Here is a 25,975-nt window from a genome sequence, read left to right as displayed (position 1 = left end):
TGCCAGACTAGCGGCTGTTTCAGTCGCCGCGCGCTCTGCACCGTGGGTTCTGGCTGCTGGACAGTTGCTAAATAAAAATTCTGGAGCATTACGCATGAATAAAATGGGCAAAACGTTGCTGGCCGCCGCCCTGATGGGCGCCATGGCCTCCGCTGTTCAGGCTGAAGACAAAGTGTTGAACGTCTATAACTGGTCGGACTACATCGCTCCGGACACCATCGCCAAGTTCGAGAAGCAGACGGGTATCAAGGTCAAGTACGACGTCTTCGACAGCAACGAAACCCTGGAAGCCAAGCTGCTGGCAGGCAAGTCGGGCTATGACATCGTCGTGCCGTCGAACAACTTCCTGGCCAAGCAGATCAAGGCGGGTGTGTACGAGGAGCTGGACCGTTCGAAACTACCGAACTGGAAGAACCTTGACCCCGACCTGCTCAAGGCCGTTGGCGATGCCAGCGACAAGGGCAACAAGCATGCCTTCCCTTATATGTGGGGCTCGATCGGCATCGGCTACAACCCGGAGAAGGTCAAGGCTGCGCTGGGTGTGGACAAGATCGATTCGTGGGACGTGGTGTTCAAGCCTGAGAACATCGCCAAGCTCAAGAGCTGCGGCGTGAGCTTCCTCGACGCCCCGACCGAAATGCTCCCGGCTGCGCTGCACTACCTCGGCAAACCGACCGACAGCACCAAGAAAGAAGACCTGAAAGCCGCCGAAGACCTGTTCCTCAAGATCCGTCCTTCGATCACCTACTTCCACTCGTCCAAGTACATTGGCGACATGGCCAACGGCAACATCTGTGTAGCCGTCGGTTACTCGGGTGACCTGGAGCAGTCCAAGGCCCGTGCCCATGAAGCGGGCGACAAGGTAAAAGTGGACTACGTCATTCCGAAGGAAGGTGCCGGTACCTTCTACGACATGGTCGCCATCCCGAAAGATGCCGAGCATAAAGACGCTGCCTACCAGTTCATGAATTTCCTGATGCAGCCGGAAATCATGGCTGAAATCACCAATGCCGTGCGCTTCCCGAACGGGAACGCTGCTGCCACCCAGTTTGTGGACAAAGACATCACCAGCGACCCGAGCATCTACCCGCCTGCCGAAGTGAAGAAGAAGTTGTACGCGATCGCTGCGCCTGACGCTTCTGTGCAGCGAGTGATCACCCGCAGCTGGACGAAGATCAAGTCGGGCAAGTAAGCCTGATGCGACAGCTCTGGGCCGGGTTTCCTGGCCCAGAGCCATTGAAAGGTAATTGATGATTGCGGCATCGAAGCTGCGAAGTTAAGTTGCGCGCCGGTTTTGCGTGTGCGGCAGCATTGTCGCTACCCAGGCACTGATTGTGAGGACCCCCACTTGTCTATTTCTGTATTCCGCAAGGCCTTGATGGCTGGCGCGGGCCTGACGCTGGCATGCAGCGTCCAAGCGGCGCCGACGGTGCACTTCTATAACTGGTCCGACTACATCGGCCCTAACACACTCGCGGACTTCGAGAGCGCCACGGGCATCAAGCCTGTGCAAGACGTGTTCGACTCCAATGAAACCCTGGAAGGCAAGCTGCTGGCCGGTAACACCGGTTATGACGTGGTGGTGCCGTCCAACCATTTCCTCGGCAAGCAGATCAAGGCGGGCGCGTTCCAGAAGCTCGACAAGAACCTGCTGCCCAATTATTCCAACCTCGACCCGGCGCTGATGAAGCGCCTGGAAAAGAACGACCCGGGTAACCAGTACGCGGTGCCTTATCTGTGGGGCACCAACGGCATCGGTTACAACGTCGACAAGGTCAAGGCTGCGCTGGGCGTGGATACCATCGACTCCTGGGCCGTGCTGTTCGAGCCCGAAAACATGAAGAAGCTCTCCAAGTGCGGTGTGGCCTTCCTCGACTCGGCGGACGAAATGCTGCCAGCGGTGCTCAACTACATGGGCCTCAACCCGAACAGCACCGACCCCAAGGATTACGCCAAGGCCGAGCAGAAGCTGCTGGCGGTGCGCCCGTACGTGACCTACTTCCACTCGTCCAAGTACATCAGCGACCTGGCCAACGGCGATATCTGCGTCGCGGCAGGTTTCTCGGGTGATGTGTTCCAGGCCAAGGCTCGCGCTGAAGAAGCGAAGAAGGGCGTGAACCTGGCCTACGCCATTCCCAAGGAAGGCGGCAACCTCTGGTTCGACGTGCTGGCGATCCCCAAGGACGCCAAGAACGTCAAAGAGGCGCATGCCTTCATCAACTATTTGCTGAAACCTGAGGTTATCGCCCAGGTCAGTGATTACGTCGGTTACGCCAACCCGAACCCCAAGGCTGGCGACCTGATGGACCAGGCCGTGAGGACTGACGCTGCGGTTTACCCACCGCAGGAAGTGCTGAACAAGATGTTCGTGAACTCAGAGTTGCCACCCAAGGTGCAACGGCTGATGACCCGTAGCTGGACCAAGGTCAAGTCGGGCAAGTAAAAAATCCAGACCCGCGGCGGCCTTTGCAGGTCTGGCCGCGCGGGCACAAAAATCTTGTTGGGAGTTTCACTCATGGCAGTTGCCTCCGGTGCCTATAAAAAAGCCCTCGAGGGTGACCAGCAACCCAAGCAGGTGCTGGTCAAGATCGACCGGGTCACGAAAAAGTTCGACGAAACGGTAGCCGTGGACGATGTGTCCCTGGAAATTCGCAAGGGTGAGATCTTCGCCTTGCTGGGTGGCTCCGGTTCCGGCAAGTCTACCTTGCTGCGCATGCTGGCCGGCTTCGAGCGCCCTAGCGAAGGGCGGATCTTCCTCGATGGCGTCGACATCACCGATATGCCGCCCTACGAGCGGCCGATCAACATGATGTTCCAGTCCTACGCGTTGTTCCCGCACATGACCGTGGCGCAGAACATCGCCTTCGGCCTGCAGCAGGACAAGCTGCCCAAGGCCGAGATTGATGCGCGCGTGGCCGAGATGCTCAAGCTGGTGCACATGACCCAGTACGCCAAGCGCAAGCCGCACCAGTTGTCGGGCGGCCAGCGTCAGCGTGTGGCGTTGGCCCGCTCGCTGGCCAAGCGCCCCAAGCTGCTGCTGCTCGACGAGCCGATGGGTGCACTGGACAAGAAACTGCGTTCGCAGATGCAGCTGGAGCTGGTCGAGATCATCGAGCGCGTGGGTGTGACCTGCGTGATGGTGACCCACGACCAGGAAGAGGCCATGACCATGGCCCAGCGCATCGCCATCATGCACCTGGGCTGGATCGCCCAGATCGGCTCGCCAGTGGACATCTACGAGACACCTACCAGCCGCCTGGTGTGCGAGTTCATCGGTAACGTCAACCTGTTCGAAGGTGACGTGGTCGATGACGCCGAAGGCTACGCGATCATTGCCAGCCCGGAGCTGGAGCGCAAGATCTACGTGGGCCACGGCATCACCACTTCGGTTGAAGACAAGCACATCACCTACGCCCTGCGCCCGGAGAAACTGCTGGTAACCACCAAGCAGCCCGAGTTCGAGCACAACTGGTCGCGCGGCAAGGTGCACGATATCGCCTACCTGGGTGGCCACTCGGTGTTCTATGTGGAGCTGCCGAGCGGCAAGGTCGTCCAGTCGTTCGTCGCCAACGCCGAGCGCCAGGGTGCTCGTCCTACCTGGGGCGATGAAGTGTACGTGTGGTGGGAAGACGACAGCGGCGTGGTACTGCGGTCATGAAACTGCGCAAGCTCAAGCGAGCCTTCCAGCGTCTGGTCCCGGAGGGGCGGCATCTGGTGATCGGCGTGCCGTTCATCTGGCTGTTCCTGTTCTTCATGCTGCCGTTCTTCATCGTCCTGAAGATCAGTTTTGCCGAAGCTGATGTGGCAATTCCGCCTTATACCGAGATCTACACCTACGTCGAAGACAAGATCCAGCTGGTCCTCAACCTGGCCAACTACGGGCTGTTGACCGAGGATGATCTGTATCTCGCGGCCTATCTGGGTTCGTTGAAGATGGCGTTCTTCAGCACCCTGCTGTGCCTGCTGATCGGCTTCCCGATGGCCTACGCCATCGCCAACGCCAAGAAGGAGACCCAGACGGTCCTGCTGTTGCTGATCATGATGCCAACCTGGACCGCGATCCTGATCCGCGTCTATGCCTGGATGGGTATCCTCAGCAACAATGGCCTGCTCAACGGTTTCCTGCTGTGGACCGGGTTGATCGACCAGCCGTTGCAGATCCTCAACACCAACCTGGCGGTGTACATCGGCGTGGTCTATTCGTACCTGCCGTTCATGATCCTGCCGCTGTTCGCCAACCTTGTGAAGCATGATCCGAGCCTGCTCGAAGCTGCATCCGACCTGGGTTCGAGCACCTTCAACAGCTTCTGGAAGATCACGGTACCGCTGTCGAAAAACGGCATCATCGCCGGCTGCATGCTGGTGTTCATTCCGGTGGTGGGCGAGTTCGTGATCCCGGAACTGCTGGGCGGCCCGGAAACCCTGATGATCGGTAAAGTGCTGTGGCAGGAGTTCTTCAACAACCGTGACTGGCCGGTAGCATCCGCCCTGGCGGTGGTAATGCTGGCGATCCTGATCGTGCCGATCCTGCTGTTCAACCGTAGTCAGGCCAAAGAGATGGAGGGCCGCGCATGAAACGCTTCAGTTTCTCCAAGCTGATGCTGGTGCTCGGCTTGCTGTTCATCTACCTGCCGATGCTGATCCTGGTGATCTACTCGTTCAACGCCTCCAAGCTGGTGACGGTGTGGGGGGGCTGGTCGATCAAGTGGTACGTCGGCCTGCTCGACAACACCCAGCTGATGGGTTCGGTGATGCGCTCGCTGGAAATCGCCTGCTACACGGCGGTGGCAGCGGTGGCGCTGGGTACCCTGGCAGCCTTCGTGCTGACCCGCGTCACCCGCTTCAAGGGCCGCACGCTGTTCGGTGGCCTGGTCACTGCGCCGCTGGTAATGCCCGAAGTGATCACCGGTCTGTCGCTGTTGCTGCTGTTCGTGGCCATGGCGCAGTCGATCGGCTGGCCCCAGGAACGTGGTGTCGTCACCATCTGGATTGCCCACACTACGTTCTGTGCGGCGTACGTCGCGGTGGTGGTGTCGGCTCGCCTGCGTGAGCTGGACCTGTCGATCGAGGAAGCGGCGATGGACCTGGGTGCCAAGCCGTGGAAGGTGTTCTTCCTGATCACCATCCCGATGATCGCACCGTCGCTTGCGGCGGGCGGCATGATGTCGTTCGCCCTGTCGCTGGACGATCTGGTACTGGCCAGCTTCGTCTCCGGGCCTGGCTCGACCACCTTGCCGATGGAAGTGTTCTCGGCGGTGCGCCTGGGCGTGAAACCGGAGATCAACGCCGTGGCCAGCCTGATATTGCTGTCGGTATCGCTGGTGACCTTCTTCGTCTGGTACTTCAGCCGCCAGGCCGAAGAGCGTCGTCGCAAGGCGATTCAGCAGGCGATCGAAGAGGGTGCTGCGGCCAACGCTTCGCAGCCGCAGGTCAAGCGCTCGGCGCAGGTGGCTGCATCGGCCTGAGCCGGCCCTTTCGCGGGCACGCCCGCTCCCACAGTCGTAGTGCACAACCTTTAAAATGTGCGCGGTCGCTGTGGGAGCGGGTTTACCCGCGAATTCCCCCAGCACACATTCAAAGCCAGACTGCATCCCAGTGTGGATAGTCCCTGACACTTCTTGCCAAGCCGGCCCGCAACGGGTTGGCAACTATGTATCTGGCGACATGCACTATGCTTTCCTCCCTTCTCAGTGCCCGGTCCTGATATCCAGGCTGCCATACCGGATGATGCTCAACCCCCGCCTGATGTAACGCGAGACTGGACCTGGACTTGAACCTGCGCATCAAGGTATCCAGCGTTGCTCCTTTCAATTCGATCAGCCAATGCAGATGGTCGGGCATCAACACCCAGGCCAGTGAACGGCAGGCTTGGTCGTGATCGGATTGCCGCAATTGATGAATGACCAAGCGGGCATGGTGGAATTCATCGAATAGCGGCTTGCGCTGATGGGTAATGGTGGTCAGCAGATAGAGTCTGCCGAGCTCTGAATAGCGACCACGACGAAGCAGGTGGGATTGAGCTCTGGGCATCAGGTTCTTCCTTGCAAACAGATGACCTCCCAAAGGTAGTAACTGTGATGCCGGCGCAATGAAGTGGATGGTTTCTGGATATGGCAGAGGTTATATGTACCTGTACCGGCCCATTCGCGGGTGAACCCGCTCCCACAGGTACTGCACAGAATTCAGCATAGGCACGATCTCTGTGGGAGCGGGTTCACCCGCGAAGAGGCCCGCACCGGCTGTGAAAATGCTGGAATGATCCCCGCCAGTGATGTTTATCGAACCCTGAACTACGCTCACAGTCGCATCCCACAAATCATTTGTGCGCAAGCAAGGAGCCAGCATGGCGTTGATGCGTCCGCTGTCGGTCGTCTGTCTGGGGTTGTTGTACATGCTCACCGGCTGTAGCAAGGAAGAGGTCCCCGAGACACTGCCTCGGGTGGGTGTGCAGCAGGTACAACCCACCGATTTCGCTGCCAGGGTCACCCTGACCGGCGACGTACAGGCGCGGGTGCAGACAGATTTGTCATTCCGCGTTGGCGGCAAGATCATTTCGCGTAGCGTCGACGTGGGCGATCACGTCAAGGCCAACCAGGTGCTGGCACGGCTGGACCCGAAAGACTTGCAGAACAATGTCGACTCGGCCAAGGCCGAAGTGTTCGCCGCGCAGGCGCGGGTCACCCAGACCAGCGCGGCCTTCGTGCGCCAGCAGAAACTGCTGCCCAAGGGCTACACCAGCCAGAGCGAATACGATGCTGCTGAAGCCGCGCTGCGCAGCAACCAGAGCGCACTCAAGGCCGCCCAGGCGCAACTGGCCAATGCCAACGAGCAACTCAGCTACACCGCACTGGTCTCCGAGGCCGCCGGGGTAATCACCGAGCGCCAGGCCGAGGTTGGCCAAGTGGTGCAGGCGACCATGCCGATCTTCAGCCTGGCCGTCGATGGCGACCGCGATGCGGTGTTCAACGTCTACGAGTCGCTGCTGGTGGCGCCGCCCAGCGATGCCGGGGTAGTCGTGAGCCTGCTGGACGATCCCAAGGTCCAGGCCCGTGGCTTCGTGCGCGAAATCACCCCCACCGTGTCCGCGCAAAGCGGCACCGTGCAGGTCAAGGTGGGGCTCAAGGACGTGCCGCCCGAGATGCAGTTGGGGGCACCGGTTACTGCCACTACCAATGCCCAGGGCCGGCCCAGCGTCGAGTTGCCATGGTCGGCGCTGACCAAGGCCCTGCATGAGCCTGCCGTGTGGGTGGTGGGCGAGGGCGACAAGGTGGAACTGCGCAAAGTCGAAATCCGCCGCTACCTCACCGGCAAGATTGTGGTCGCCAGCGGCCTGAAAGGCGGCGAGACCGTAGTGGTCAACGGCGGCCAGTTGCTGCACCCCGGCATGCAGGTACAGAAGGTCGACGCCAAGAGCCCAGGGGGTGAGCTATGAAGCGTCTGTTGCTGATGCTCTCGGCCGGTGTGCTGCTGGCGGGTTGTAGTAGTGAAGAAGAGGCACCAGAGCCGATTCGGCCAGTGCTGTCGGTCAAGGTCGAACCTCAGGTGCAGTCGCAGCTGGGCCGTTTCGCCGGCAGTATCCAGGCGCGCTTCGAAAGCACCTTGGGCTTCCGGGTTTCCGGGCGCATTGCCCGGCGCTGGCTGGACGTCGGGGCGCGGGTGAAACCGGGCGACACCTTGGCCACCCTGGACCCGACCGACCAGCAGAACCAGTTGCGCGCTGCCGAAGGCGATCTGGCCAAGGTGCAGGCACAGTGGATCAACGCCCAGGCCGATGCCCGTCGCCAGCAGCAGTTGTATGACCGTGGGGTTGGTGCCCAGGCACAGCTGGATATCGCCCAGACCAACCTGAAAACCACCAGCGCAGCGTTGGAACAGGCCCGCTCCGCCGTCAGCCAGGCCCGTGATCAGCTCGACTACAGCACCCTGCGTTCCGATCACGCTGCCGTGATTACCGCGTGGCAGGCCGAAGCCGGGCAAACTGTAACCGCTGGTCAAGCCGTGGTGACCCTGGCCCGGCCGGACGTGAAGGAAGCGGTCATCGACCTGCCGATCGATCTGGCCGAGCAGTTGAGCAAAGACCTGACCTTCACTGTTGCCTCGCAACTGGACCCGACCATCAACACCACAGCGAGCCTGCGCGAACTGGAGCCTCAGGCTGATGCCACCACCCGTACCCGCCGTGCTCGCCTGACCCTGGCCAGCACACCGGCGGCCTTCCACCTCGGCACCTCCATCAGTGTGACCCTTAGCTCGGAAGTGTCCCCGCGCAGCGAACTGCCCCTGAGTGCCTTGCTTGAGCGTGACGGCAAGACCCAGGTATGGGTGATCGATACGCAGCACAAGACCGTGGCCACCCGTGACGTAGCGCTGATCGACCGCACCGCTGACAGCATCGTACTGAGCTCCGGCGTGCAGCCTGGTGAACGCGTGGTCACAGCCGGCGTCAACAGCCTCAAGCCTGGCCAGAAGGTCACCTTCGACGAGGATGCGCAATGAAAGGAAGCTTCAACCTGTCCGACTGGGCACTCAAGCATCAATCGTTCGTCTGGTACCTGATGTTCGTTAGCCTGTTGATGGGGATTTTTTCCTACTTCAACCTGGGCCGAGAGGAAGACCCGTCGTTCACTATCAAGACCATGGTCATCCAGACCCGCTGGCCCGGTGCGACCCAGGACGAAACCCTGTACCAGGTTACTGACCGCATCGAGAAGAAGCTCGAGGAACTCGACTCGCTCGACTACACCAAAAGCTACACCCGCCCCGGCGAGTCCACGGTCTACGTGTACCTTCGCGACACCACCAAGGCCAAGGACATTCCGGATATCTGGTATCAGGTGCGCAAGAAGATCCAGGATATTCGTGGCGAATTTCCCGCTGGTATTCAGGGGCCGGGCTTCAACGACGAATTCGGTGATGTATTCGGCTCGATCTATGCCTTTACCGCTGACGGCCTGACCCTGCGCCAACTGCGGGACTACGTGGAACAGGCGCGGGCCGAGGTCCGCGATGTACCCAACATCGGCAAGATCGAGCTGGTCGGCACCCAGGACGAAGTGCTGTACCTGAACTTCTCCACCCGCAAGCTGGCAGCCCTGGGCATTGATCAGCGCCAGGTGATGCAGGCACTTCAAGCACAGAATGCGGTGACGCCGGCCGGCATGATCGAGGCCGGCCCGGAGCGCATCTCGGTGCGTACGTCCGGGCAGTTTGCCTCGGAAAAAGACCTGCAATCCGTCAACTTGAGGATCAACGACCGCTTCTTCCGCCTGGCTGATATCGCCGACATCGAGCGCGGCTACGTCGACCCGCCTTCGCCAATGTTCCGTTACAACGGCCAGACAGCCATTGGCCTCGCCATCGGCATGAAGGCCGGCGGCAACATCCAGGTGTTCGGTGCAGCGTTGAAAAAGCGCATGGACCAGGTGGTCCAGGACCTGCCGGTGGGTGTCGGGGTACACACCGTTTCTGACCAGGCCGTGGTGGTCAAGCAGGCGGTCGGCGGTTTCACCAGCGCGCTGTTCGAGGCGGTGGTGATCGTGCTGGCTGTGAGCTTTGTCAGTCTTGGCGTGCGCGCCGGGCTGGTGGTGGCCTGCTCGATCCCGCTGGTGCTGGCCATGGTGTTCGTGTTCATGGAGTACAGCGGCATCACCATGCAGCGGATTTCGCTGGGGGCGCTGATCATTGCGCTTGGCCTGCTGGTGGACGATGCGATGATTACTGTGGAGGTGATGGTCACGCGGCTGGAAATGGGCGAAAGCAAGGAGCAGGCGGCGACGTTCGCCTACACCTCCACAGCCTTCCCCATGCTTACCGGCACCTTGGTGACCGTGGCCGGGTTCGTGCCTATCGGCCTCAACGCCAGCTCTGCGGGTGAATACACGTTCACCCTGTTCGCGGTGATCGCCGTGGCCCTGATCGTGTCGTGGGTGGTGGCGGTTTTCTTCGCGCCGGTGCTTGGGGTGCATATTCTCAAAAGCGACAAGATCAAGGCCCACGAAGCTGAGCCTGGCCGGGTCGGGCGGGCATTTGAAGGCGGGTTGCTGTGGTGCATGCGCAACCGCTGGTTGACCATCATCGGCACCGTGGTGCTGTTCGCCCTGTCGATCTTCTGCATGCGTTTTGTGCAGAACCAGTTCTTCCCGTCCTCGGACCGCCCGGAAATTCTCGTCGACCTCAACCTGCCGCAGAACGCTTCGATCGAGGAGACGCGCAAGGTAGTCGACCGCTTCGAGGCGCGGATCAAGGACGACCCGGACCTGGTGCACTGGAGCACCTACATTGGCCAAGGCGCGATCCGCTTCTACCTGCCCCTCGACCAGCAGTTGCAGAACCCGTACTACGCGCAGCTGGTGATTGTCAGCAAGGGCTTCGAAGAGCGTCAGGCCATGATGGACCGCCTGCAGAAGATCCTGCATGAAGAATTCGTCGGCGTCGGCACCAACGTGCAATCGCTGGAGATGGGCCCGCCAGTGGGCCGGCCGATCCAGTACCGGGTCAGCGGTGCCGACATTGACCAGGTACGCAAACACGCCATCGAGCTGGCCACCTTGCTCGACCAGAACGAGCACATCGGCGAGATGATCTACGACTGGAACGAGCCGGGTAAGGTGCTGCGCGTGGAAATTGCCCAGGACAAGGCACGCCAGCTGGGCCTGTCGTCCGAAGATGTTGCCAATGTGATGAACAGCATCGTCAGTGGCGTGCAGATCACCCAGGTCAACGACAACATCTACCTGGTCGATGTGGTCGCCCGCGCCGAAGACAGCGAGCGTGGCTCGCCTGATACCCTGCAGAACCTGCAAATTCTTACCCCTAACGGCACGTCGATCCCGCTGCTTTCGTTCGCCACCGTGCGCTACGAACTGGAACAGCCGCTGGTATGGCGCCGCGACCGCAAGCCGACCATTACCATCAAGGCCTCGGTCAATGGCGACATTCAGCCCACTGACCTGGTGGCCCAGCTGAAGCCAAAAATTGACGAGTTCGCCAGCAAGCTGCCGGTCGGTTACGAAGTGGCCACGGGTGGTACGGTTGAAGAAAGCAGCAAGGCCCAGGGGCCGATCGCCAAGGTCATCCCACTGATGCTGTTCCTCATGGCGACCTTCCTGATGATCCAGTTGCACAGCGTGCAGAAGCTGTTTCTGGTGGTCAGCGTGGCGCCGCTGGGCCTGATTGGTGTAGTGCTGGCGTTGGTGCCCACGGGGACGCCGATGGGCTTCGTGGCGATCCTCGGCATCCTTGCGCTGGCTGGCATCATTATTCGTAACTCAGTGATTCTGGTGACCCAGATAGACGAGTTCGAAGCCCATGGCCTGTCGCCGTGGGATGCGGTTGTAGAGGCCACCAACCACCGGCGCCGGCCGATCCTGCTGACGGCGGCGGCGGCGAGCCTGGGCATGATCCCGATTGCCCGCGAGGTGTTCTGGGGCCCCATGGCCTACGCCATGATTGGCGGGATCATCGTGGCCACCTTGCTGACGCTGCTGTTCCTGCCGGCGCTGTACGTGGCCTGGTACAAGATTCGCGAGCCTGAAAACAGTACCAAAACCCAGCGCTGAACCCTGTGGGAGCGGGCGTGCCCGCGAATGCGATGGTGGATTCACTGCCGCATTCGCGGGCACGCCCGCTTCCACAGAGGTATTTTGTCGCCTGCAAAATCGTGATCTGATTTTGGTTATATAAAAATGCTTAAACAGTATTTTTAAGAATAACCGCGCCTCACTACTATTGCCCTCAAGCCAGGCGCAAATCCTCTTCAAACCTCTGCCCGGCGCCCTCACTCCAAGGAGAACGAGCATGAGTGCATCTCTGCGTAGCATCGACGGCCAGGACGAAGCCACCCTCTTGCGTGAAATCCAGAGCGCCTTGCGCGACCTGCGTTTCGGTGCGGTGGAGATCACCGTGCACAACGCTCAGGTCGTACAGATCGAGCGCAAGGAGAAGTTCCGCCTGCAACAGCCCGGCAACAAGCCCGGCTGATCGGCGCCACAACATCCAAAACTAGAAAAATGCCAATCGGGAGCTTCACCATGTCCATCCGCCGTTATGCGCTCGCCGCCCTGGCCAGTGCTGTTTTTGCCGGTTCCGCCATCGCCAAGGACTACGAACTGCTCAACGTGTCCTACGACCCGACCCGTGAGCTTTACCAGCAGTACAACGCCGAGTTCATCAAGCACTGGCAACAGGCACACCCGGGCGACAAGGTGAAAATCCAGCAATCCCATGGGGGGTCGGGCAAGCAGGCCCGTGCGGTGATCGACGGTCTGCGCGCTGACGTGGTGACCCTGGCCCTGGCCGGTGACATCGACGAAGTGGCCAAGCTTGGCAAGACCCTGCCCGAGGACTGGCAGACCCGCCTGCCTGACGCCAGCACCCCGTACACCTCGACCATCGTGTTCCTGGTGCGCAAGGGCAACCCGAAAGGCATCAAGGACTGGGGCGACCTGATCAAGAAGGATGTGTCGGTCATCACCCCGAACCCGAAAACCTCTGGCGGTGCCCGCTGGAACTTCCTCGCGGCGTGGGCCTACGGCCTGAAGGCCGGCGGTAGCGAAGAGAAGGCCAAGGCGTATGTGCAGGAGCTGTTCAAGCACGTCCCGGTGCTGGATACCGGCGCCCGTGGTTCGACCATCACCTTCGTCAACAACGGCCAGGGCGACGTGTTGCTGGCCTGGGAAAACGAGGCCTTCCTGGCCCTGAAGGAAGACGGTGGTGCCGACAAGTTCGACATTGTCGTGCCGTCGCTGTCGATCCTGGCCGAGCCGCCAGTGGCCGTGGTCGACAAGAACGCCGAGAAGAAGGGCAATACCGAGATTGCCACCGAATACCTCAAGCACCTGTACAGCCCGGCCGGGCAGAAGATTGCCGCCGAGAACTTCTACCGCCCGCGTGACGAGAAAGTCGCTGCGGAGTTCGGCAAGCAGTTCCCGAAACTGGACCTGGTGACCATCGACAAGGACTTTGGTGGGTGGAAGGCTGCACAACCGAAATTCTTCAATGATGGCGGTGTGTTCGACCAGATCTATCAGGCACAGTAAGGGCCCCAAGATTCAGAAGCCTGCACTTGCCCGGAAACTCTCCGGGCCAAGTGCGTTCAACCAGGGATATTTATGTCACGTCGCATCTCCCCCGTCATACCCGGCTTCGGGCTGACGCTGGGCTACACCTTGGTGTACCTCAGCCTGATCGTGCTGATACCGCTGGCGGCCATGTTCATCCATGCCTCGCAGCTGACCTTCGAGCAGTTCTGGAACATCATCAGTGCGCCGCGGGTGATCGCCGCGCTCAAGCTGAGTTTCGGCACCGCCCTGTTCGCCGCCATCATCAACGGTGTGATCGGTACCCTGCTGGCCTGGGTGCTGGTGCGCTACACCTTCCCCGGGCGCAAGGTCATCGATGCCATGATCGACCTGCCGTTCGCCTTGCCCACCGCCGTTGCCGGTATCGCCCTGACTGCCCTGTACGCGCCGCAGGGCTGGGTCGGCCAGTTCGCCACCGACCTGGGCTTCAAGATCGCCTACACCCCGCTGGGCATCACTCTGGCACTGACCTTCGTGACCCTGCCGTTCGTGGTGCGCACGGTGCAGCCGGTACTGGCCGACATCCCGCGTGAAGTGGAAGAGGCTGCAGCCTGCCTGGGGGCCAAGCCATTGCAGGTGTTCCGCCACATCCTGGCGCCGGCCCTGCTGCCGGCATGGCTCACCGGCTTCGCCCTGGCCTTCGCCCGTGGCGTAGGCGAGTATGGTTCGGTGATCTTCATTGCCGGCAACATGCCGATGAAGACCGAGATCCTGCCGCTGTTGATCATGGTCAAACTCGACCAGTACGACTATACCGGCGCGACCGCCATCGGCGTGCTGATGCTGGTGGTTTCCTTCATCCTGCTGCTGCTGATCAACCTGCTGCAGCGCCGCATCGAAACCCCTTGAAGGAGGCCGGCATGTCCAGTCCATCCCTGAGTGCAAGTGCCGCAGCCAACGCCGCCCGCCGTGGCAGTGCCACAGCGCGGCGTACCCTGATCGGCCTTGGCTGGCTGGTGTTCACCCTGTTCCTGCTGCTGCCGCTGGTGATCGTGGTATCCCAGGCGCTGAAGAACGGTTTTGGCACCTTCTTCGAGGCGATTTTCGAACCCGATGCGTTGTCGGCGCTGAAGTTGACCCTGCTCGCTGTGGCTATCTCGGTGCCGCTGAACCTGGTATTTGGCGTAAGCGCTGCATGGTGCGTGAGCAAGTACACCTTCCGTGGCAAGAGCATCCTGGTCACCCTGATCGACCTGCCGTTCTCGGTGTCGCCCGTGATCGCCGGCTTGGTCTACGTGCTGATGTTTGGCGCGCAAGGCCTGTTCGGTCCGTGGCTGCAGGACCACGATATCCAGATCGTGTTCGCCCTGCCTGGCATTGTCCTGGCGACCATTTTCGTTACCGTACCGTTCGTGGCCCGTGAGCTGATCCCGCTGATGCAGGAGCAGGGCACGCAAGAGGAGGAGGCTGCACGGCTGCTCGGTGCCAACGGCTGGCAGATGTTCTGGCACGTCACACTGCCGAACATCAAATGGGGCCTGATTTACGGCGTGGTGCTGTGTACCGCGAGGGCCATGGGCGAGTTCGGCGCGGTGTCGGTGGTGTCGGGCCACATCCGTGGCGTGACCAACACCTTGCCGCTGCATGTGGAGATTCTCTACAACGAGTACAACCACGTCGCGGCCTTCAGCGTGGCCAGCCTGTTGCTGGTCCTGGCGCTCTTCATCCTGCTGCTCAAGCAGTGGAGCGAGAACCGTATTAACCGCCTGCGCCACAGCGCCGCGGAGGAATGATTCATGTCGATCGAAGTTCGTAACGTCAGCAAGCGCTTCAACAGCTTCCAGGCCCTGAACACTATCAACCTGGACATCAACAGCGGCGAGCTGGTGGCCTTGCTCGGCCCGTCCGGCTGTGGCAAGACCACCCTGCTGCGCATCATTGCCGGCCTGGAAACCCCGGACCAGGGCAACATCGTGTTCCATGGCGAGGACGTTTCCGGCCATGACGTGCGTGACCGTAACGTCGGGTTCGTGTTCCAGCACTACGCGCTGTTCCGCCACATGAGCGTGTTCGACAACGTTGCCTTCGGCCTGCGCATGAAGCCCAAGGGCGAGCGCCCGAGCGAGAGCAAGATTGCCGAGAAGGTGCATGAGTTGCTGAACATGGTGCAACTGGACTGGCTGTCCGATCGCTACCCTGAGCAGCTTTCCGGTGGCCAGCGTCAGCGTATCGCCCTGGCCCGGGCCCTGGCGGTGGAGCCGAAGGTGCTGCTGCTGGACGAGCCATTCGGTGCGCTGGATGCCAAGGTGCGCAAGGAGTTGCGTCGCTGGCTGGCGCGGCTGCACGAGGATATAAACCTGACGTCGGTTTTCGTGACCCACGACCAGGAAGAAGCCATGGAAGTAGCCGACCGCATCGTGGTGATGAACAAGGGCGTGATCGAGCAGATCGGCTCGCCGGGCGAGGTGTACGATCAGCCGGCCAACGATTTCGTCTACCACTTCCTGGGGGACTCCAACCGCCTTGCCCTGAGCGAGGGCCACCACGTGTTGTTCCGCCCGCACGAGGTATCGCTGTCGCGGCATGAGACCGAAGGGCACCACGCGGCCGAGGTGCGCGACATTCGGCCGTTGGGCGCGACCACGCGGGTGACCTTGAAGGTGGAAGGGCAGAGCGAGCTGATCGAGGCCGAGGTGGTGAAAGACCATGACAGCCTGACCGGGCTGGCGCGGGGGGAAACGTTGTTCTTCCGGCCGAAGGTCTGGCAGAAGGTAGCGGATATCTGAGTCGCATAAGGTTAAGAGAACCCGGGCATGGTCCCGGGTTTTTCTTACGTGAAAGGTGGACGGGGCGGGTATGCAGCCCTTACGAGAGAGCGACCGCCGCCTGTTATTTATGCCATTAAAGAATTAATAAATATCTTCTTATTCCTTTACGAATATATCGCCCACCCTATACTTGTCTCCAAGCACGCAAACTTACTGGAGGCGTCCCCATGCGCAATGACTCGATTCGCTACCTGATTGTGCCGGGCTGGCGAGGGTCGCCAGACAACCATTGGCAAAGTCACTGGCAGCGCACCCTGCCCAACAGTGCCCGGGTCGAACAGGACGACTGGCTCACCCCGCAGCGGCAGGACTGGGTGCACGCGCTGGAGCAGGCGATTGCCGCCGAGCGCTCGCCAGTGATCCTGATTGCCCACAGCCTTGGTTGCATCACTGTCGCCCATTGGGCAGCGCAGGCAAGCCCGGCCTTGCTGCGGCAGGTGCGTGGTGCACTGCTGGTGGCGCCGGCAGATGTCGAACGGCCCACTTGCGCGTCAGTGCTGCGCAACTTTGCGCCGATCCCTACCGAGGTGCTGCCGTTCCCCAGCCAGGTCGTCAGCTCGGACAACGACCCGGCCGTGAGCGTGCCGAGGGCGCTGTACCTGGCCCAGGCATGGAACGCCGAAGCAGGTTTGCTGAGCAACGCGGGGCACATCAACGTCAAGTCCGGTCATGAGCGCTGGGAACAAGGCTTCGCCTACCTGTATCGCTTGCAGAGCCGGATCGAGCAGCACGCACTGCGCCGCGCCTGATCGACCTTACTGTTCACCCTTTGCCTGACGCCTGGCCATCACGGGCCTGGGGCGGGAGTTCGTCATGACGTTTCACAACCCCTTCGGCCAGCCGCTGCTGACCTTCCCCGAGCTGGACAAGAGCCCGCTGAGCATTCGTGCCAAGGCGCTGGTGTTCATCGACCCGCGCTCGCAGCAGTTGCGCGAGGACCTTGAGCGCCTGGCGCCACAACCTTTGCCGGTGCTGATCCGAGGCGAGACCGGCACCGGCAAGGAGCTGCTGGCTCGGCAGATCCACCGTGCCAGCGACCGTGGAGGGTTGTTCGTGTCGGTCAACTGCGCGGCCATCAGCCCCACCTATGCCGATGCCGAGCTGTTTGGCTATAGCGCTGGCACCCATGGCGGTACGGCCAGCAGCCGCGCCGGCTGGTTCGGTTCGGCCAGCGGCGGCACCTTGTACCTGGACGAGATTGCCGACTTGCCGCTGGCCATCCAGGACAAGCTGCTGGCGGCCCTGGAAAACCGCGAGGTCACTCGGGTGGGTGCGCAGCAGCCACAGCCGGTTGACGTGCGTCTGGTCGCCGCCACCAGCATCGACCTGGCCCGTGTGGTACGTGCAGGGCGCTTCAACGAACGCCTGTACCAGTATCTGCGCGAGGGCGCGCTGGAACTGCCGCCGCTGCGCGAGCGGCCGGGCGATATCCTGCCGCTGGCCGAGTACTTCGTGGGCATCTATAGCGTGCGCCTGCAACGGCCACTGCCCTTGGTGAGCGAGGCGGCGCAGCGGGTGCTGGAGGCGCATTTCTGGCCGGGCAATACCCGCGAACTGGAGAACGTCATCCACTTTGCCTTGCTGGTCAATGACGGCGAAGAGATCCTGCCAGAGGATCTCGAACTGCCTGACCCCGCGCGTTAGACATCGCTCATGGGTAAAGAGGCTGATGGCATTGTGTTTTTGGAATAAGCAGCTAAGTAAAAGATATTGTTGCGGAATAAAAAATTTGGGTATCGTCCGCCTCAAGCCCACTGGTGAACCGGTTGGGCACCCGATTTGCCATCGTCGATGGCCCAGATTCAGAACAAGGACCACCATGAAGAAGACCCTGCTGACCACTGCCCTGGCTGCTGCCCTGTCGTTCTCCGGCCTGGCCGCTGCTGCCGAGAAACTGGTGGTTGCCGCTACCCCGGTACCGCACGCCGAAATTCTTGAACTGATCAAGCCGACCCTGGCAAAAGAAGGCGTGGACCTTCAGATCAAGGTCTTCACCGATTACGTACAGCCGAACGTGCAGGTGGACCAGAAGCGTCTGGATGCCAACTACTTCCAGACTCTGCCGTACCTGCAGAACTTCAACGAAGGCAAGGGCACCCACCTGGAAACCGTGGTGGGTGTACACGTAGAGCCCTTCGGTGGCTACTCGAAGAAGGTCAAGGCCCTGAGCGAGCTGAAAGAAGGCGCAACCGTTGCCATCCCCAACGAGGGCAGCAACAGCGGCCGCGCCTTGCTGCTGCTGCAGAAGGCCGGCCTGATTACCCTGAAAGACCCGAAGAATGCCCTGGCCACCCCCAAGGACATCGCCGAGAACCCGAAGAAGCTGAAGTTCCGCGAGCTTGAGTCGGCGATGCTGCCCCGTGTGCTGGACCAGGTCGACCTGGACATGATCAACACCAACTACGCCCTGGAAGCTGGCCTGAACCCGGCTAAAGATGCACTGGTGATCGAAGGCTCCGATTCGCCCTACGTGAACTTCCTGGTGGCCCGCCCGGACAACAAGGACAGTGAGGCCATCCAGAAACTGGCCAAGGCCCTGACCAGTCCGGAAGTCAAGGCATTCATTGCCAAGAAGTACCAAGGTGCGGTGCTGCCGGCGTTCTGATGCGCTTGCTTCACCTTGCATGACCCGACGCCGACACCTTTGTGTCGGCGTTTTCATTGCTGGGATCTCTGAAAGCTGGCGCGATCCCTGTGGGAGCGGGTTTACCCGCGAAGAATCCAACGCGGTGCATGGCACCGGCTGCGCCGGTGTTCGCGGCTAAATCCCCACAGTGCTCGCGCAAACTTTTGGGTTTTGAGCAAGGCAGCCCCTTACGGCCCTGGCACCAATCGCAAGGTACTCTGCGCCGGTATTATCCCCATCTGTGCCTTCTGATACTGCCCCTGCACATACCCTTCGGCCTGGTCCGCGTAATGTCGGTCGAACGGCACGCCACTCTGCCCGACCGGGTTGATGGTCAGCGCCTGCCCGGCATCGGCAAAGTCGACCAGCCGCCGCGTCGACGGCCCATAGGTCACCGGCCATGGCGCAGAGCTGATCTTCGCCGAGAGGTTGTTCGGCACTTCATGGGTACCGGGTGCGGCGAATGGCCCAACGTTGAACAGCAGGTTCAGCGGTTTTTTCACCCCAAGCGGATGGTTGTGGGTCAGGGTATGGGCCTTGCCCCATTGCCAGCTGGCCGGATCGCGGCCCAGTGTGTCACGCAGATGCTTCAGGCTTTTCTGCCAGGCCATGCGCACGACGGCGGTACGGTCGGTACGCTGGCTGCCGCCACGGGTGTTCCACCAGGGTGAATCGGCTTGCGCTGCCAGGCGTGGCAAGGCGGCGTCGATCACGCGGGTGCTGATCAGCACCGGGAACCAGGTATCGCCCAGCTCGTCATGCAGGGCCGCGAATGCCAGTTCATAGAGGAACTGGTTGAACAGCGTGGCGCTGGTCGAATCGAGCGGGTAGTCCCCAGCCCAAGCTGCCAGTTGCTCGACCAGCTCTTTCTCTTCGTCACCTTCGGCCACTGCACGCAGGGTTGCCAGAAGCGGGGCAAGGGTACGCGGGCCATAGTCACTGGCGGTGTCCAGCTGCAATGCCTGGCTGTTTTGGGTATCCCATTTCACCTCTGGGTTGGCCAGGTGACGATCAAGCTGGCGGCCACGGTCGGGCAGGTTGTAGTAACCCGGTATCGGCACCGCCGCCGGTGGCTGGTAGTTGGCCGAAACGATATAGCCACGGGCCGGGTTCTCCTGCTGCGGGTTGATGCTGAAGGGGTAGAAACCGAGCTTGTTGGCCTGCGCGCTGGCCCCGTCGAGGATGAACGCCGGGTCGACGCCGTCGGGGCGGATTGGCAGCTTTGCCGCTGCCCACCAACCGATATCGCCACGGGCATTGGCCCAGACAAAATTGAGCCCGGGCGCGTGAACCTTGGCGGCGGCCTCGCGCATCTTGCCCAGGGTGTCGGCGCGGTTGAGCTGGTAGAAGCCGTCGAGGATCGGGTTTTCAGTTTCCAGAAATGCCCACCACATGGCGATTGGCGTGGTGCCGGAGGTATTACCCAGCACGTTGTTGACGATCGGACCGTGGGGCGAGCGGCGCAGGCTGATGGTGACCGGCTGCTCGCCTTTGACGGCAATCTTCTGTTCGGTCGTTTCCAGTGTGTGCCACTGGCCATCGACCATCACCTGATCGGCGTTGGCGGGGTTGGTCTTTTCGGCGACCAGGTCAACGTCATCGTTCTGGAACATGGTCAGGCTCCAGCCAAAGTCACGGTTGTGGCCGAGCAGGGCGAACGGGTTGAGTGCCTGGAAATAGCCGTAGAGGTTGAAGCCGGGCGCTGACAGCTCGGCCTCGTACCACACTGCAGGTACGGCAAAGCTGATGTGCGGGTCGCCAGCCAGCAACGGCTTGCCACTGCGGGTGCGGCTACCCGCGACCGCCCAGGCGTTGCTGCCTTCGAACTGCGGGATGCCGGCGTCGCCCAGCGCCTCATGGCTTAAGCGCGCAAGTGCTTCCAGGCTTTGCCAGTCGGCGGCGGCCAGTGGCGTGCCCAGCGCGCCCTCGGGTTGCCAGCCAAGATCGAATATTTTCAGGTAGTCAGGCCCAAGCTGGTCGCGGATGTAGGTCAGAGCAGGCTCGGTGCGGAACGCGGCGGCAAAACTGTAGGCCAGGTAGCCGGCGATGCTCAGCGTGTCCTCGGCGGTGAACGGGCGCGGGGGGATGCCGAGCAGGTCGAATTCCGTGGGTTTGGGGTGGCTGGCCTGCCAACTGTTGACCCCATCGAGGTAGGCTTGCAGGGCCTGCCATGCCGGCGCCTGCGGATCCTGCCGCTTGGCCATCAGCGCGGCTTGCTCGCGTATGCGCAGGCTGCGGAACAGGGTATCGGTGGGCAGCAGCTTGTCGCCGAGCACTTCAGCCAGTTCGCCCCGGGCCAGGCGGCGCAGGATCTCCATCTGGAACAGCCGGTCCTGGGCATGCACGTAGCCCAGTGCACGGTAAAGGTCCGGCTCGCTCTGTGCCTGCAGGTGTGGCACACCGCGGGCGTCGTAGCGCACGCTGACCGGGGCTTGCAGACCGGCAACGGCGACCTCGCCCTCGCGCTGCGGCAGCTTGCCCTGCACGTACCAGTAACCGGCGCCAGCGGCCACGGTGACTACCACCGCCAGCAGGGTCAGGCTGCGCTTCATTCAGACTCCTTGTGCATTCAAACGGAAAATGTGGTCCGATCATCGGCGGATTCGCGAACAGAGCATAGCCCCAGGAAGGAGTTTCCATGTCCCTCAGCGAAAAACACAAAATGCTCACCGGTCAGCTCTACCACGCTGGCTGCCCTGAACTGCAGGCCGAGCAGATCGCCAACAAGCACTGGATGCATCGCTACAACAACAGTGTCGAACTGCTCAACGACGCACGCCACGGGCTGCTTGTGGAACACTTTGGCCAGGTTGGCGAAGGCGCGGTGATTCGCCCGCCGTTCTATTGCGACTATGGCTACAACATCAGCGTTGGCCGCAATACCTTCATGAACTTCAACTGCGTGATCCTCGACGTGGTGCCGGTGCGTATCGGCGACGACTGCCAGATCGGCCCCAACGTGCAGATCTACACCGCCGACCATCCGCTCGATCCTGAAGTGCGGCGCAGCGGGCTGGAGAGTGGGCGGCCGGTGACCATCGGCGACAACGTGTGGATCGGCGGTGCGGCGATCATCCTGCCAGGGGTGAGCATCGGTGATAACGCCATCGTCGGCGCCGGCAGTGTGGTGACCCGGGATGTGCCTGCGGGCGCGACGGTGGTGGGTAACCCGGCGAGGGTCCGTCAGCCCGACCAAGGGCAGTAGCAGCCCACCGCCAGGGTATTGGAGGCGCTGACCTGACGGCCGTCGAGCAAAGCCTTGAGGATTGGCTCGATGAAGCTGTTGCTGGCGTTGCACACGGCGCCTTCGCTGTACGGGCCAAAGTAAGCCAGGCGGCCTTGCCGGTCCCAGATGGCCACGGCAGGAGAGGCAGGCAGCTGCTCGCTGCCGGGCAGGTGGGTGATGGGGTGCAAGCTGCCGATATTGGCCGGTAGCTGGCCGTGGCTGCCGGGCTTTTGCAGCACATGGAAGGTAACGTCGTGGCCTGCGAACTGGCTGACAAGGTCGCCCAGGTGCTGCTGGTTGCCGACGTTGCATGGGCAGGCCGGGTCCCAGAAATGCACCACGCGGATAGGGCCAACACCGGCCAGCTCGGCAGGTAGCTGTAATTGGCTGCCGTCGAACAGCGTGGCCTGGTTGCCGAACGGGCGCAGGTAGCGAGCCTGAAAGGCGCTGTAGGCCTGCCAGAGGATTACGGCGCCGAGCAACAAGGCGGTTGCCGTGCACAGCGGTTTGATGATTCGGCTATTCATGAAGAGTCGGTGGCCCTTTCGCGACACAAGGCCGCTCCCGCAATTGGATCGATGCTGGTTGTTCGAGGTGAGCAAGCTTGCCATGGCGCCGGCCAGAGCTGAAGATTCCAGATCAATACTTGCTCGATGTGGATGTACCCCGATGCCCCCTGCCTTTCACCCTGACCGCCTGCGCTCCAGCCTGGCGCCGTTGACTGCTCGCCAGCCGCTGTCGGCACAAGCGCAGGACTACCAGCGCTTCTATGGCCTGGACCTGCCGGCACACAGCTGGCTGGGCGGCTTCCAGGCGGCGGGGTTCGACCTGGTCGGGCAGGCCTGGCTACCCGAGCAGCCAAGCGCGACGCTGTTCCTGCTGCACGGCTATTACGACCACATGGGCCTGTACCGACATGTGATCGAGTGGGCACTCAAGCAGGGTTTCGCCGTGATCAGCTGTGACCTGCCCGGCCACGGCCTGTCCAGCGGCGAGCGGGCCAGCATCAATGACTTCGCGGTGTACCAGCAAGTGCTGGAGGCCTTGTTCGAACAGGCGCACACGCTGCAACTGCCGCACCCGTGGCACCTTTGTGGGCAGAGTACGGGAGGGGCGATTGCCGTGGACCATCTGCTGCACCAGGGCGCGCGCAGCCCCGTCGATGGCCAGATCATCCTGCTGGCCCCGCTGGTGCGGCCATGTTCATGGCGCTGGTCGAAGTTCAGTTATTGCGTGCTGCGCCACTTCGTCAATGGCATCGAACGGCGCTTCAGTGAGAACACCAACGACCCGGCCTTCCTGCCGTTCCTGGAGGCCGACCCGCTGCAACCGCGTCGCCTGCCAACGGCCTGGGTAGGCGCACTGATCGCCTGGGTCAAACGCATCGAGGCTGCGCCGCGCAGTGCGCGGCGGCCATTGATCGTGCAGGGGGAGGCGGATGGTACGGTGGACTGGCCCCATAACCTCGAAGTGCTCAAGGCCAAGTTTGCCGAGCCGCAGATACTGATGCTGCCTGAGGCCCGTCACCACCTGGCCAACGAGTTGCCGGGCATCCGTCAGCGCTACTTCGACTTCATCAACCAGCGCCTGGGCTGATCACTTGAGGTCGTTGGCGCTCTGGCCAACCGCCAGGCCGGCGCGCACAGCGGCCAGGGCCGCCTGGTAGTAAGCCTTGCCCTCGGGCGACTCGGCAAAGGTGGCGAACGCTTCCAGCTCGGCATCGGACAGGTCGCGGTAGACGTACAGCAGGGTGTTGTTCAGGTCTTCGCCAATTTGCCCCATCAGCCGCTGGCGCTGGCCATCCAGCAGGCTCTGGGCCTGGCCGCCGCCGAACAGGCCGGGGATCATCGAGCTGAGGCTGTCGGCTGCGACACCGGCGATGGCAAGGCTGACTTCAGCGCCTGCTTCACGCGCAGGCAGGGCTTGGGCCAAGTGGCCGATGACCAGCAGACGATCGTCGCTTGCCTGGATCTTGGGCAGGCCTTTGGCGTTCTTGGCCAGTTCGTCCTTGCGTGTGGCCTTGAGCTCGGCCGCCACCACTTTGCGCCCCAACGGCGACTGGAAGAAGGCCAGGGCCGGTGCCGGGTTGGCCAGGGTGGCACGCAGCTTGGCCTGGGCGCGACGGTCCACTGCCTGGGCCTGGAAGCGCTGGTTGCTGTTGTTGACCAGCGCCTGGTACACGGCAGGAGGCAAACTGTTGCGGTAGCGCTCCTGGGCGGCGGTCAGGGCATCGTTGAAGTGGGCGCGCTGGTCGGGCCAGCCGGCAGCCTTGTACAGTTGATCCAGGTTGTCTGCCCAGACAGGCATGGTACAGATCATCAGCAGAATCAGGGAAAACAGACGGCGCATTCAGGACTCCTGTCGGCAGGGGCCTATTGTCCTTGGCCCGGCGCCGGTTTGTCGAGATATCCGCGTGTTTCTCGGCCAAGTGGCGCTGTGCGGCGACAGGGCGAATGGATATGATGCGCGCCATGCACATCTCCCCTGAATACCCGATGCTTGCGGCCGTCGTCGACGATCTGGCCACCCATGGCTGGTCCCAGCAGGCGCACTTTCTGCCTGCCGACCTGGTACGCGCGCTGGCAGCCGAGTGCCGGCGCCGTGATGCCGAAGGCGAACTTAACCCCGCAGGGGTTGGGCGCGGTGCTACCCAGGAGGTGCGCGAAGCCATTCGCGGTGACCAGATCCAGTGGATTGACCCGGGGCAGGCCGAGGCCTGCGACCAGTACCTGGCGGCCATGGACCAGCTGCGCCTGGCGATCAACCAAGGCCTGTTCCTGGGCCTGGAAGACTTCGAATGCCACTTTGCCCTGTACCCACCGGGGGCGTTCTATCGCCGGCACCTGGACCGCTTCCGCGACGATGACCGGCGCATGGTCTCGGCGGTGCTTTACCTCAATGAAGGCTGGCAGCCGCATGACGGTGGCCAGTTGCGCATGTTCCTGGCCAACGGTGTCGAGCACGATGTCGAGCCAGTGGCCGCTTGCCTGGTGGTATTCCTGTCGGGCGAAGTGCCTCACGAAGTATTGCCGGCCGGGCGCGAGCGGCTGTCGTTGACCGGCTGGTTCAGGCGGCGTGGCAATGACCCGTTCTGATATGCCCAAGGTGCTGGTGAGCGCCTGCCTGTTGGGGCAGCCAGTACGCTATGACGGCCGGGCAAGCGGTCATCCCGATTTGTTGCAGCAGTGGCAGGCCGAAGGGCGCGTGGTGCCGTTGTGCCCAGAGGTAGCCGGCGGCTTGCCGACACCGCGGCCGCCAGCGGAGATACCGGGAGGGCAGGGCAGCGCAGTGCTGGATGGCAACACGCAGGTGCTGACGGTGACGGGGGAAAATGTCAGTGCCGAGTTTCTGGCCGGTGCGCAGTTGGCGCTGGAACTGGTGAACCGGCATGGCATTCGCGTAGCGGTGCTGAAGTCTGGCAGTCCTTCGTGTGGCAACCGGTTGACCTATGATGGCACCTTCAGTGGTGTGAAGGTGGCCGGAGAAGGGGTAACCACGGCGTTGCTGCGGCGGGCGGGGGTGCAGGTGTTCAGCGAGCTGGAACTGGACCAGGCGCAGCGTGCTTTGGGTGATATATCTGTTTGAACCTGTGCTGGCCCTTTCGCGGGTGAACCCGCTCCTACAGGGATCGCACTGTATCCAAGGCGGGCTTACCCGCGAAGAGACCGGTACAGGTTGCAAAGAAGACCTTACTGCCCGGCTGCAGTCTCCTGCACACCCTTGAACCACTTCTGCTCAAGTTCGGCAGTCCGGCCACTGTCTTTCAAGCGCTGCAACGCATTGTTTACGGCGCTTTCAAAAGCTGGGTTGTCCTTCTGGAACGGGATCACCAGTTTCTTCTCGCCAATCGGCCGGCTCACATCGAGTGGGCCGCCGCCTGTGAGCGACTCACTCGACGGGGTGAGTGCGATGTCGTACTTGCCACTCTCGACACCCGCCAGCACTTCGGCAGCTGGAGCTTCGACGAACTCGGCGCGCAAGTCCAGTTCCTTGGCCAGGGCCTGGCCAAATTCGATGTCGAAACCTGTCAGGTGGTCATCTTGTTTAAAAGCGTACGGCGAGTTGTCGGCCTGTACGGCAATGCGCAGTTCGCCCCGGTCGGCGATTTCGTCGATCAGCTCCGCCTGAGCCAATGGACTGATCAGTACTGCCAGCAGTACCCCTATGGTCGAACGCATGTATGCCCCTTTTCTTTTAGCAGATTGAAAACGATCGCCACGGCTTTCTTCCTCGCCGTGATCGAGCGCAGCCTATGACCTTCAAGCCTTGGCATTGT

Annotated in this window: 25 protein-coding genes; 20 read left to right on the top strand and 5 right to left on the bottom strand. The window is 61.9% G+C overall.

What is annotated here, in order from left to right; all coding sequences use genetic code 11:
* The first annotated feature begins 94 nt into the window (after window positions 1-94).
* The 5 genes from AC3B5Q_RS24795 to AC3B5Q_RS24775 all read left to right on the top strand — a co-directional run bounded on the left by AC3B5Q_RS24795 (window position 95) and on the right by AC3B5Q_RS24775 (window position 5,465).
* On the top strand, window positions 95-1,192 hold the full coding sequence (locus tag AC3B5Q_RS24795) for a polyamine ABC transporter substrate-binding protein (RefSeq protein WP_021783550.1): 1,098 nt from the start codon (window positions 95-97) through the stop codon (window positions 1,190-1,192).
* Between the two features lie 156 nt (window positions 1,193-1,348).
* Window positions 1,349-2,443, top strand: a complete 1,095-nt coding sequence (locus AC3B5Q_RS24790) for a polyamine ABC transporter substrate-binding protein (protein ID WP_021783551.1) — start codon at window positions 1,349-1,351, stop codon at window positions 2,441-2,443.
* A gap of 72 nt (window positions 2,444-2,515) precedes the next feature.
* Entirely contained in the window at window positions 2,516-3,658 is a 1,143-nt protein-coding gene (potA, locus tag AC3B5Q_RS24785; protein WP_021783552.1) for a polyamine ABC transporter ATP-binding protein, read from the top strand.
* Window positions 3,655-4,575, top strand: a complete 921-nt coding sequence (locus AC3B5Q_RS24780) for an ABC transporter permease subunit (protein ID WP_021783553.1) — start codon at window positions 3,655-3,657, stop codon at window positions 4,573-4,575. The genes potA and AC3B5Q_RS24780 overlap by 4 nt, the downstream gene beginning before the upstream one ends.
* Entirely contained in the window at window positions 4,572-5,465 is an 894-nt protein-coding gene (locus tag AC3B5Q_RS24775; protein ID WP_021783554.1) for an ABC transporter permease subunit, read from the top strand. The genes AC3B5Q_RS24780 and AC3B5Q_RS24775 overlap by 4 nt, the downstream gene beginning before the upstream one ends.
* Before the next feature lie 109 nt (window positions 5,466-5,574).
* On the opposite strand, the gene AC3B5Q_RS24770 is transcribed toward AC3B5Q_RS24775, so the two are convergent.
* Window positions 5,575-6,030, bottom strand: coding sequence for an REP-associated tyrosine transposase (locus AC3B5Q_RS24770; protein WP_021783555.1), 456 nt, complete (start codon window positions 6,028-6,030; stop codon window positions 5,575-5,577).
* A gap of 313 nt (window positions 6,031-6,343) precedes the next feature.
* Here AC3B5Q_RS24770 and AC3B5Q_RS24765 point away from each other — a divergent pair, with 313 nt between their 5' ends.
* The 11 genes from AC3B5Q_RS24765 to AC3B5Q_RS24715 all read left to right on the top strand — a co-directional run bounded on the left by AC3B5Q_RS24765 (window position 6,344) and on the right by AC3B5Q_RS24715 (window position 18,452).
* Window positions 6,344-7,432 (top strand): efflux RND transporter periplasmic adaptor subunit, encoded by a 1,089-nt coding sequence (locus AC3B5Q_RS24765; protein ID WP_021783556.1) that lies wholly within the window; start codon window positions 6,344-6,346, stop codon window positions 7,430-7,432.
* Window positions 7,429-8,496: an efflux RND transporter periplasmic adaptor subunit gene (locus AC3B5Q_RS24760; RefSeq protein WP_021783557.1), complete on the top strand. Its 1,068-nt coding sequence runs from the start codon at window positions 7,429-7,431 to the stop codon at window positions 8,494-8,496. The genes AC3B5Q_RS24765 and AC3B5Q_RS24760 overlap by 4 nt, the downstream gene beginning before the upstream one ends.
* Window positions 8,493-11,558, top strand: a complete 3,066-nt coding sequence (locus AC3B5Q_RS24755) for an efflux RND transporter permease subunit (RefSeq protein ID WP_053870421.1) — start codon at window positions 8,493-8,495, stop codon at window positions 11,556-11,558. Before AC3B5Q_RS24760 ends, AC3B5Q_RS24755 begins: the two co-directional genes overlap by 4 nt.
* 238 nt (window positions 11,559-11,796) lie before the next feature.
* The gene (gene oscA / locus AC3B5Q_RS24750) at window positions 11,797-11,979 is read left to right on the top strand and encodes a sulfur starvation response protein OscA (protein ID WP_021783559.1); all 183 of its coding nucleotides are present in this window, start codon (window positions 11,797-11,799) and stop codon (window positions 11,977-11,979) included.
* A gap of 50 nt (window positions 11,980-12,029) precedes the next feature.
* Window positions 12,030-13,037, top strand: a complete 1,008-nt coding sequence (locus AC3B5Q_RS24745; RefSeq protein ID WP_028697553.1) for a sulfate ABC transporter substrate-binding protein — start codon at window positions 12,030-12,032, stop codon at window positions 13,035-13,037.
* Between the two features lie 72 nt (window positions 13,038-13,109).
* The gene (cysT, locus tag AC3B5Q_RS24740; RefSeq protein ID WP_009683704.1) at window positions 13,110-13,928 is read left to right on the top strand and encodes a sulfate ABC transporter permease subunit CysT; all 819 of its coding nucleotides are present in this window, start codon (window positions 13,110-13,112) and stop codon (window positions 13,926-13,928) included.
* Between the two features lie 11 nt (window positions 13,929-13,939).
* Window positions 13,940-14,812, top strand: coding sequence for a sulfate ABC transporter permease subunit CysW (cysW, locus tag AC3B5Q_RS24735; protein ID WP_028697552.1), 873 nt, complete (start codon window positions 13,940-13,942; stop codon window positions 14,810-14,812).
* 3 nt (window positions 14,813-14,815) lie between these two features.
* Window positions 14,816-15,805, top strand: a complete 990-nt coding sequence (locus AC3B5Q_RS24730; protein ID WP_021783562.1) for a sulfate/molybdate ABC transporter ATP-binding protein — start codon at window positions 14,816-14,818, stop codon at window positions 15,803-15,805.
* A gap of 209 nt (window positions 15,806-16,014) precedes the next feature.
* Window positions 16,015-16,596 carry an alpha/beta hydrolase gene (locus tag AC3B5Q_RS24725; protein ID WP_275966661.1) on the top strand — a complete coding sequence of 194 codons (582 nt, stop codon included), beginning with the start codon at window positions 16,015-16,017 and terminating at the stop codon, window positions 16,594-16,596.
* 64 nt (window positions 16,597-16,660) lie between these two features.
* Window positions 16,661-17,491: a sigma 54-interacting transcriptional regulator gene (locus AC3B5Q_RS24720; protein WP_021783564.1), complete on the top strand. Its 831-nt coding sequence runs from the start codon at window positions 16,661-16,663 to the stop codon at window positions 17,489-17,491.
* Between the two features lie 175 nt (window positions 17,492-17,666).
* Complete coding sequence (locus tag AC3B5Q_RS24715) at window positions 17,667-18,452, top strand: MetQ/NlpA family ABC transporter substrate-binding protein (RefSeq protein WP_021783565.1); 786 nt, start codon at window positions 17,667-17,669, stop codon at window positions 18,450-18,452.
* A 209-nt stretch (window positions 18,453-18,661) separates the two neighbouring features.
* On the opposite strand, the gene AC3B5Q_RS24710 is transcribed toward AC3B5Q_RS24715, so the two are convergent.
* Window positions 18,662-21,025 (bottom strand): penicillin acylase family protein, encoded by a 2,364-nt coding sequence (locus AC3B5Q_RS24710; protein WP_103469590.1) that lies wholly within the window; start codon window positions 21,023-21,025, stop codon window positions 18,662-18,664.
* Between the two features lie 86 nt (window positions 21,026-21,111).
* Here AC3B5Q_RS24710 and AC3B5Q_RS24705 point away from each other — a divergent pair, with 86 nt between their 5' ends.
* On the top strand, window positions 21,112-21,678 hold the full coding sequence (locus AC3B5Q_RS24705) for a sugar O-acetyltransferase (RefSeq protein WP_084850185.1): 567 nt from the start codon (window positions 21,112-21,114) through the stop codon (window positions 21,676-21,678).
* On the opposite strand, the gene AC3B5Q_RS24700 is transcribed toward AC3B5Q_RS24705, so the two are convergent.
* Complete coding sequence (locus AC3B5Q_RS24700; protein ID WP_103469591.1) at window positions 21,657-22,226, bottom strand: DUF6436 domain-containing protein; 570 nt, start codon at window positions 22,224-22,226, stop codon at window positions 21,657-21,659. The genes AC3B5Q_RS24705 and AC3B5Q_RS24700 overlap by 22 nt on opposite strands.
* A 142-nt stretch (window positions 22,227-22,368) precedes the next feature.
* On the opposite strand from AC3B5Q_RS24700, the gene bipL reads away from it, so the two are divergent.
* Complete coding sequence (bipL, locus tag AC3B5Q_RS24695; protein WP_021783569.1) at window positions 22,369-23,295, top strand: phospholipase BipL; 927 nt, start codon at window positions 22,369-22,371, stop codon at window positions 23,293-23,295.
* Here the strand turns inward: bipL and AC3B5Q_RS24690 are convergent, their stop codons facing one another.
* A complete protein-coding gene (locus AC3B5Q_RS24690; protein WP_021783570.1) occupies window positions 23,296-24,048 on the bottom strand; it encodes a DUF2059 domain-containing protein in 753 nt (250 codons plus the stop codon).
* A 113-nt stretch (window positions 24,049-24,161) separates the two neighbouring features.
* Here AC3B5Q_RS24690 and AC3B5Q_RS24685 point away from each other — a divergent pair, with 113 nt between their 5' ends.
* Together AC3B5Q_RS24685 and AC3B5Q_RS24680 are read left to right on the top strand one after the other, a co-directional pair.
* Entirely contained in the window at window positions 24,162-24,794 is a 633-nt protein-coding gene (locus AC3B5Q_RS24685) for a 2OG-Fe(II) oxygenase (RefSeq protein ID WP_028697547.1), read from the top strand.
* Window positions 24,781-25,284 (top strand): 2-thiouracil desulfurase family protein, encoded by a 504-nt coding sequence (locus AC3B5Q_RS24680; RefSeq protein ID WP_021783572.1) that lies wholly within the window; start codon window positions 24,781-24,783, stop codon window positions 25,282-25,284. Before AC3B5Q_RS24685 ends, AC3B5Q_RS24680 begins: the two co-directional genes overlap by 14 nt.
* 104 nt (window positions 25,285-25,388) lie before the next feature.
* Here AC3B5Q_RS24680 and AC3B5Q_RS24675 read toward each other — a convergent pair whose 3' ends face one another.
* The gene (locus tag AC3B5Q_RS24675; RefSeq protein ID WP_021783573.1) at window positions 25,389-25,877 is read right to left on the bottom strand and encodes a transporter substrate-binding domain-containing protein; all 489 of its coding nucleotides are present in this window, start codon (window positions 25,875-25,877) and stop codon (window positions 25,389-25,391) included.
* Between the last annotated feature and the right edge of the window lie 98 nt (window positions 25,878-25,975).

It is taken from the genome of Pseudomonas sp. D5(2026), from assembly GCF_057766845.1.
The sequence above is the reverse complement of the archived record's forward strand: the minus strand, read 5'-3'. Positions and strand labels throughout refer to the sequence as shown.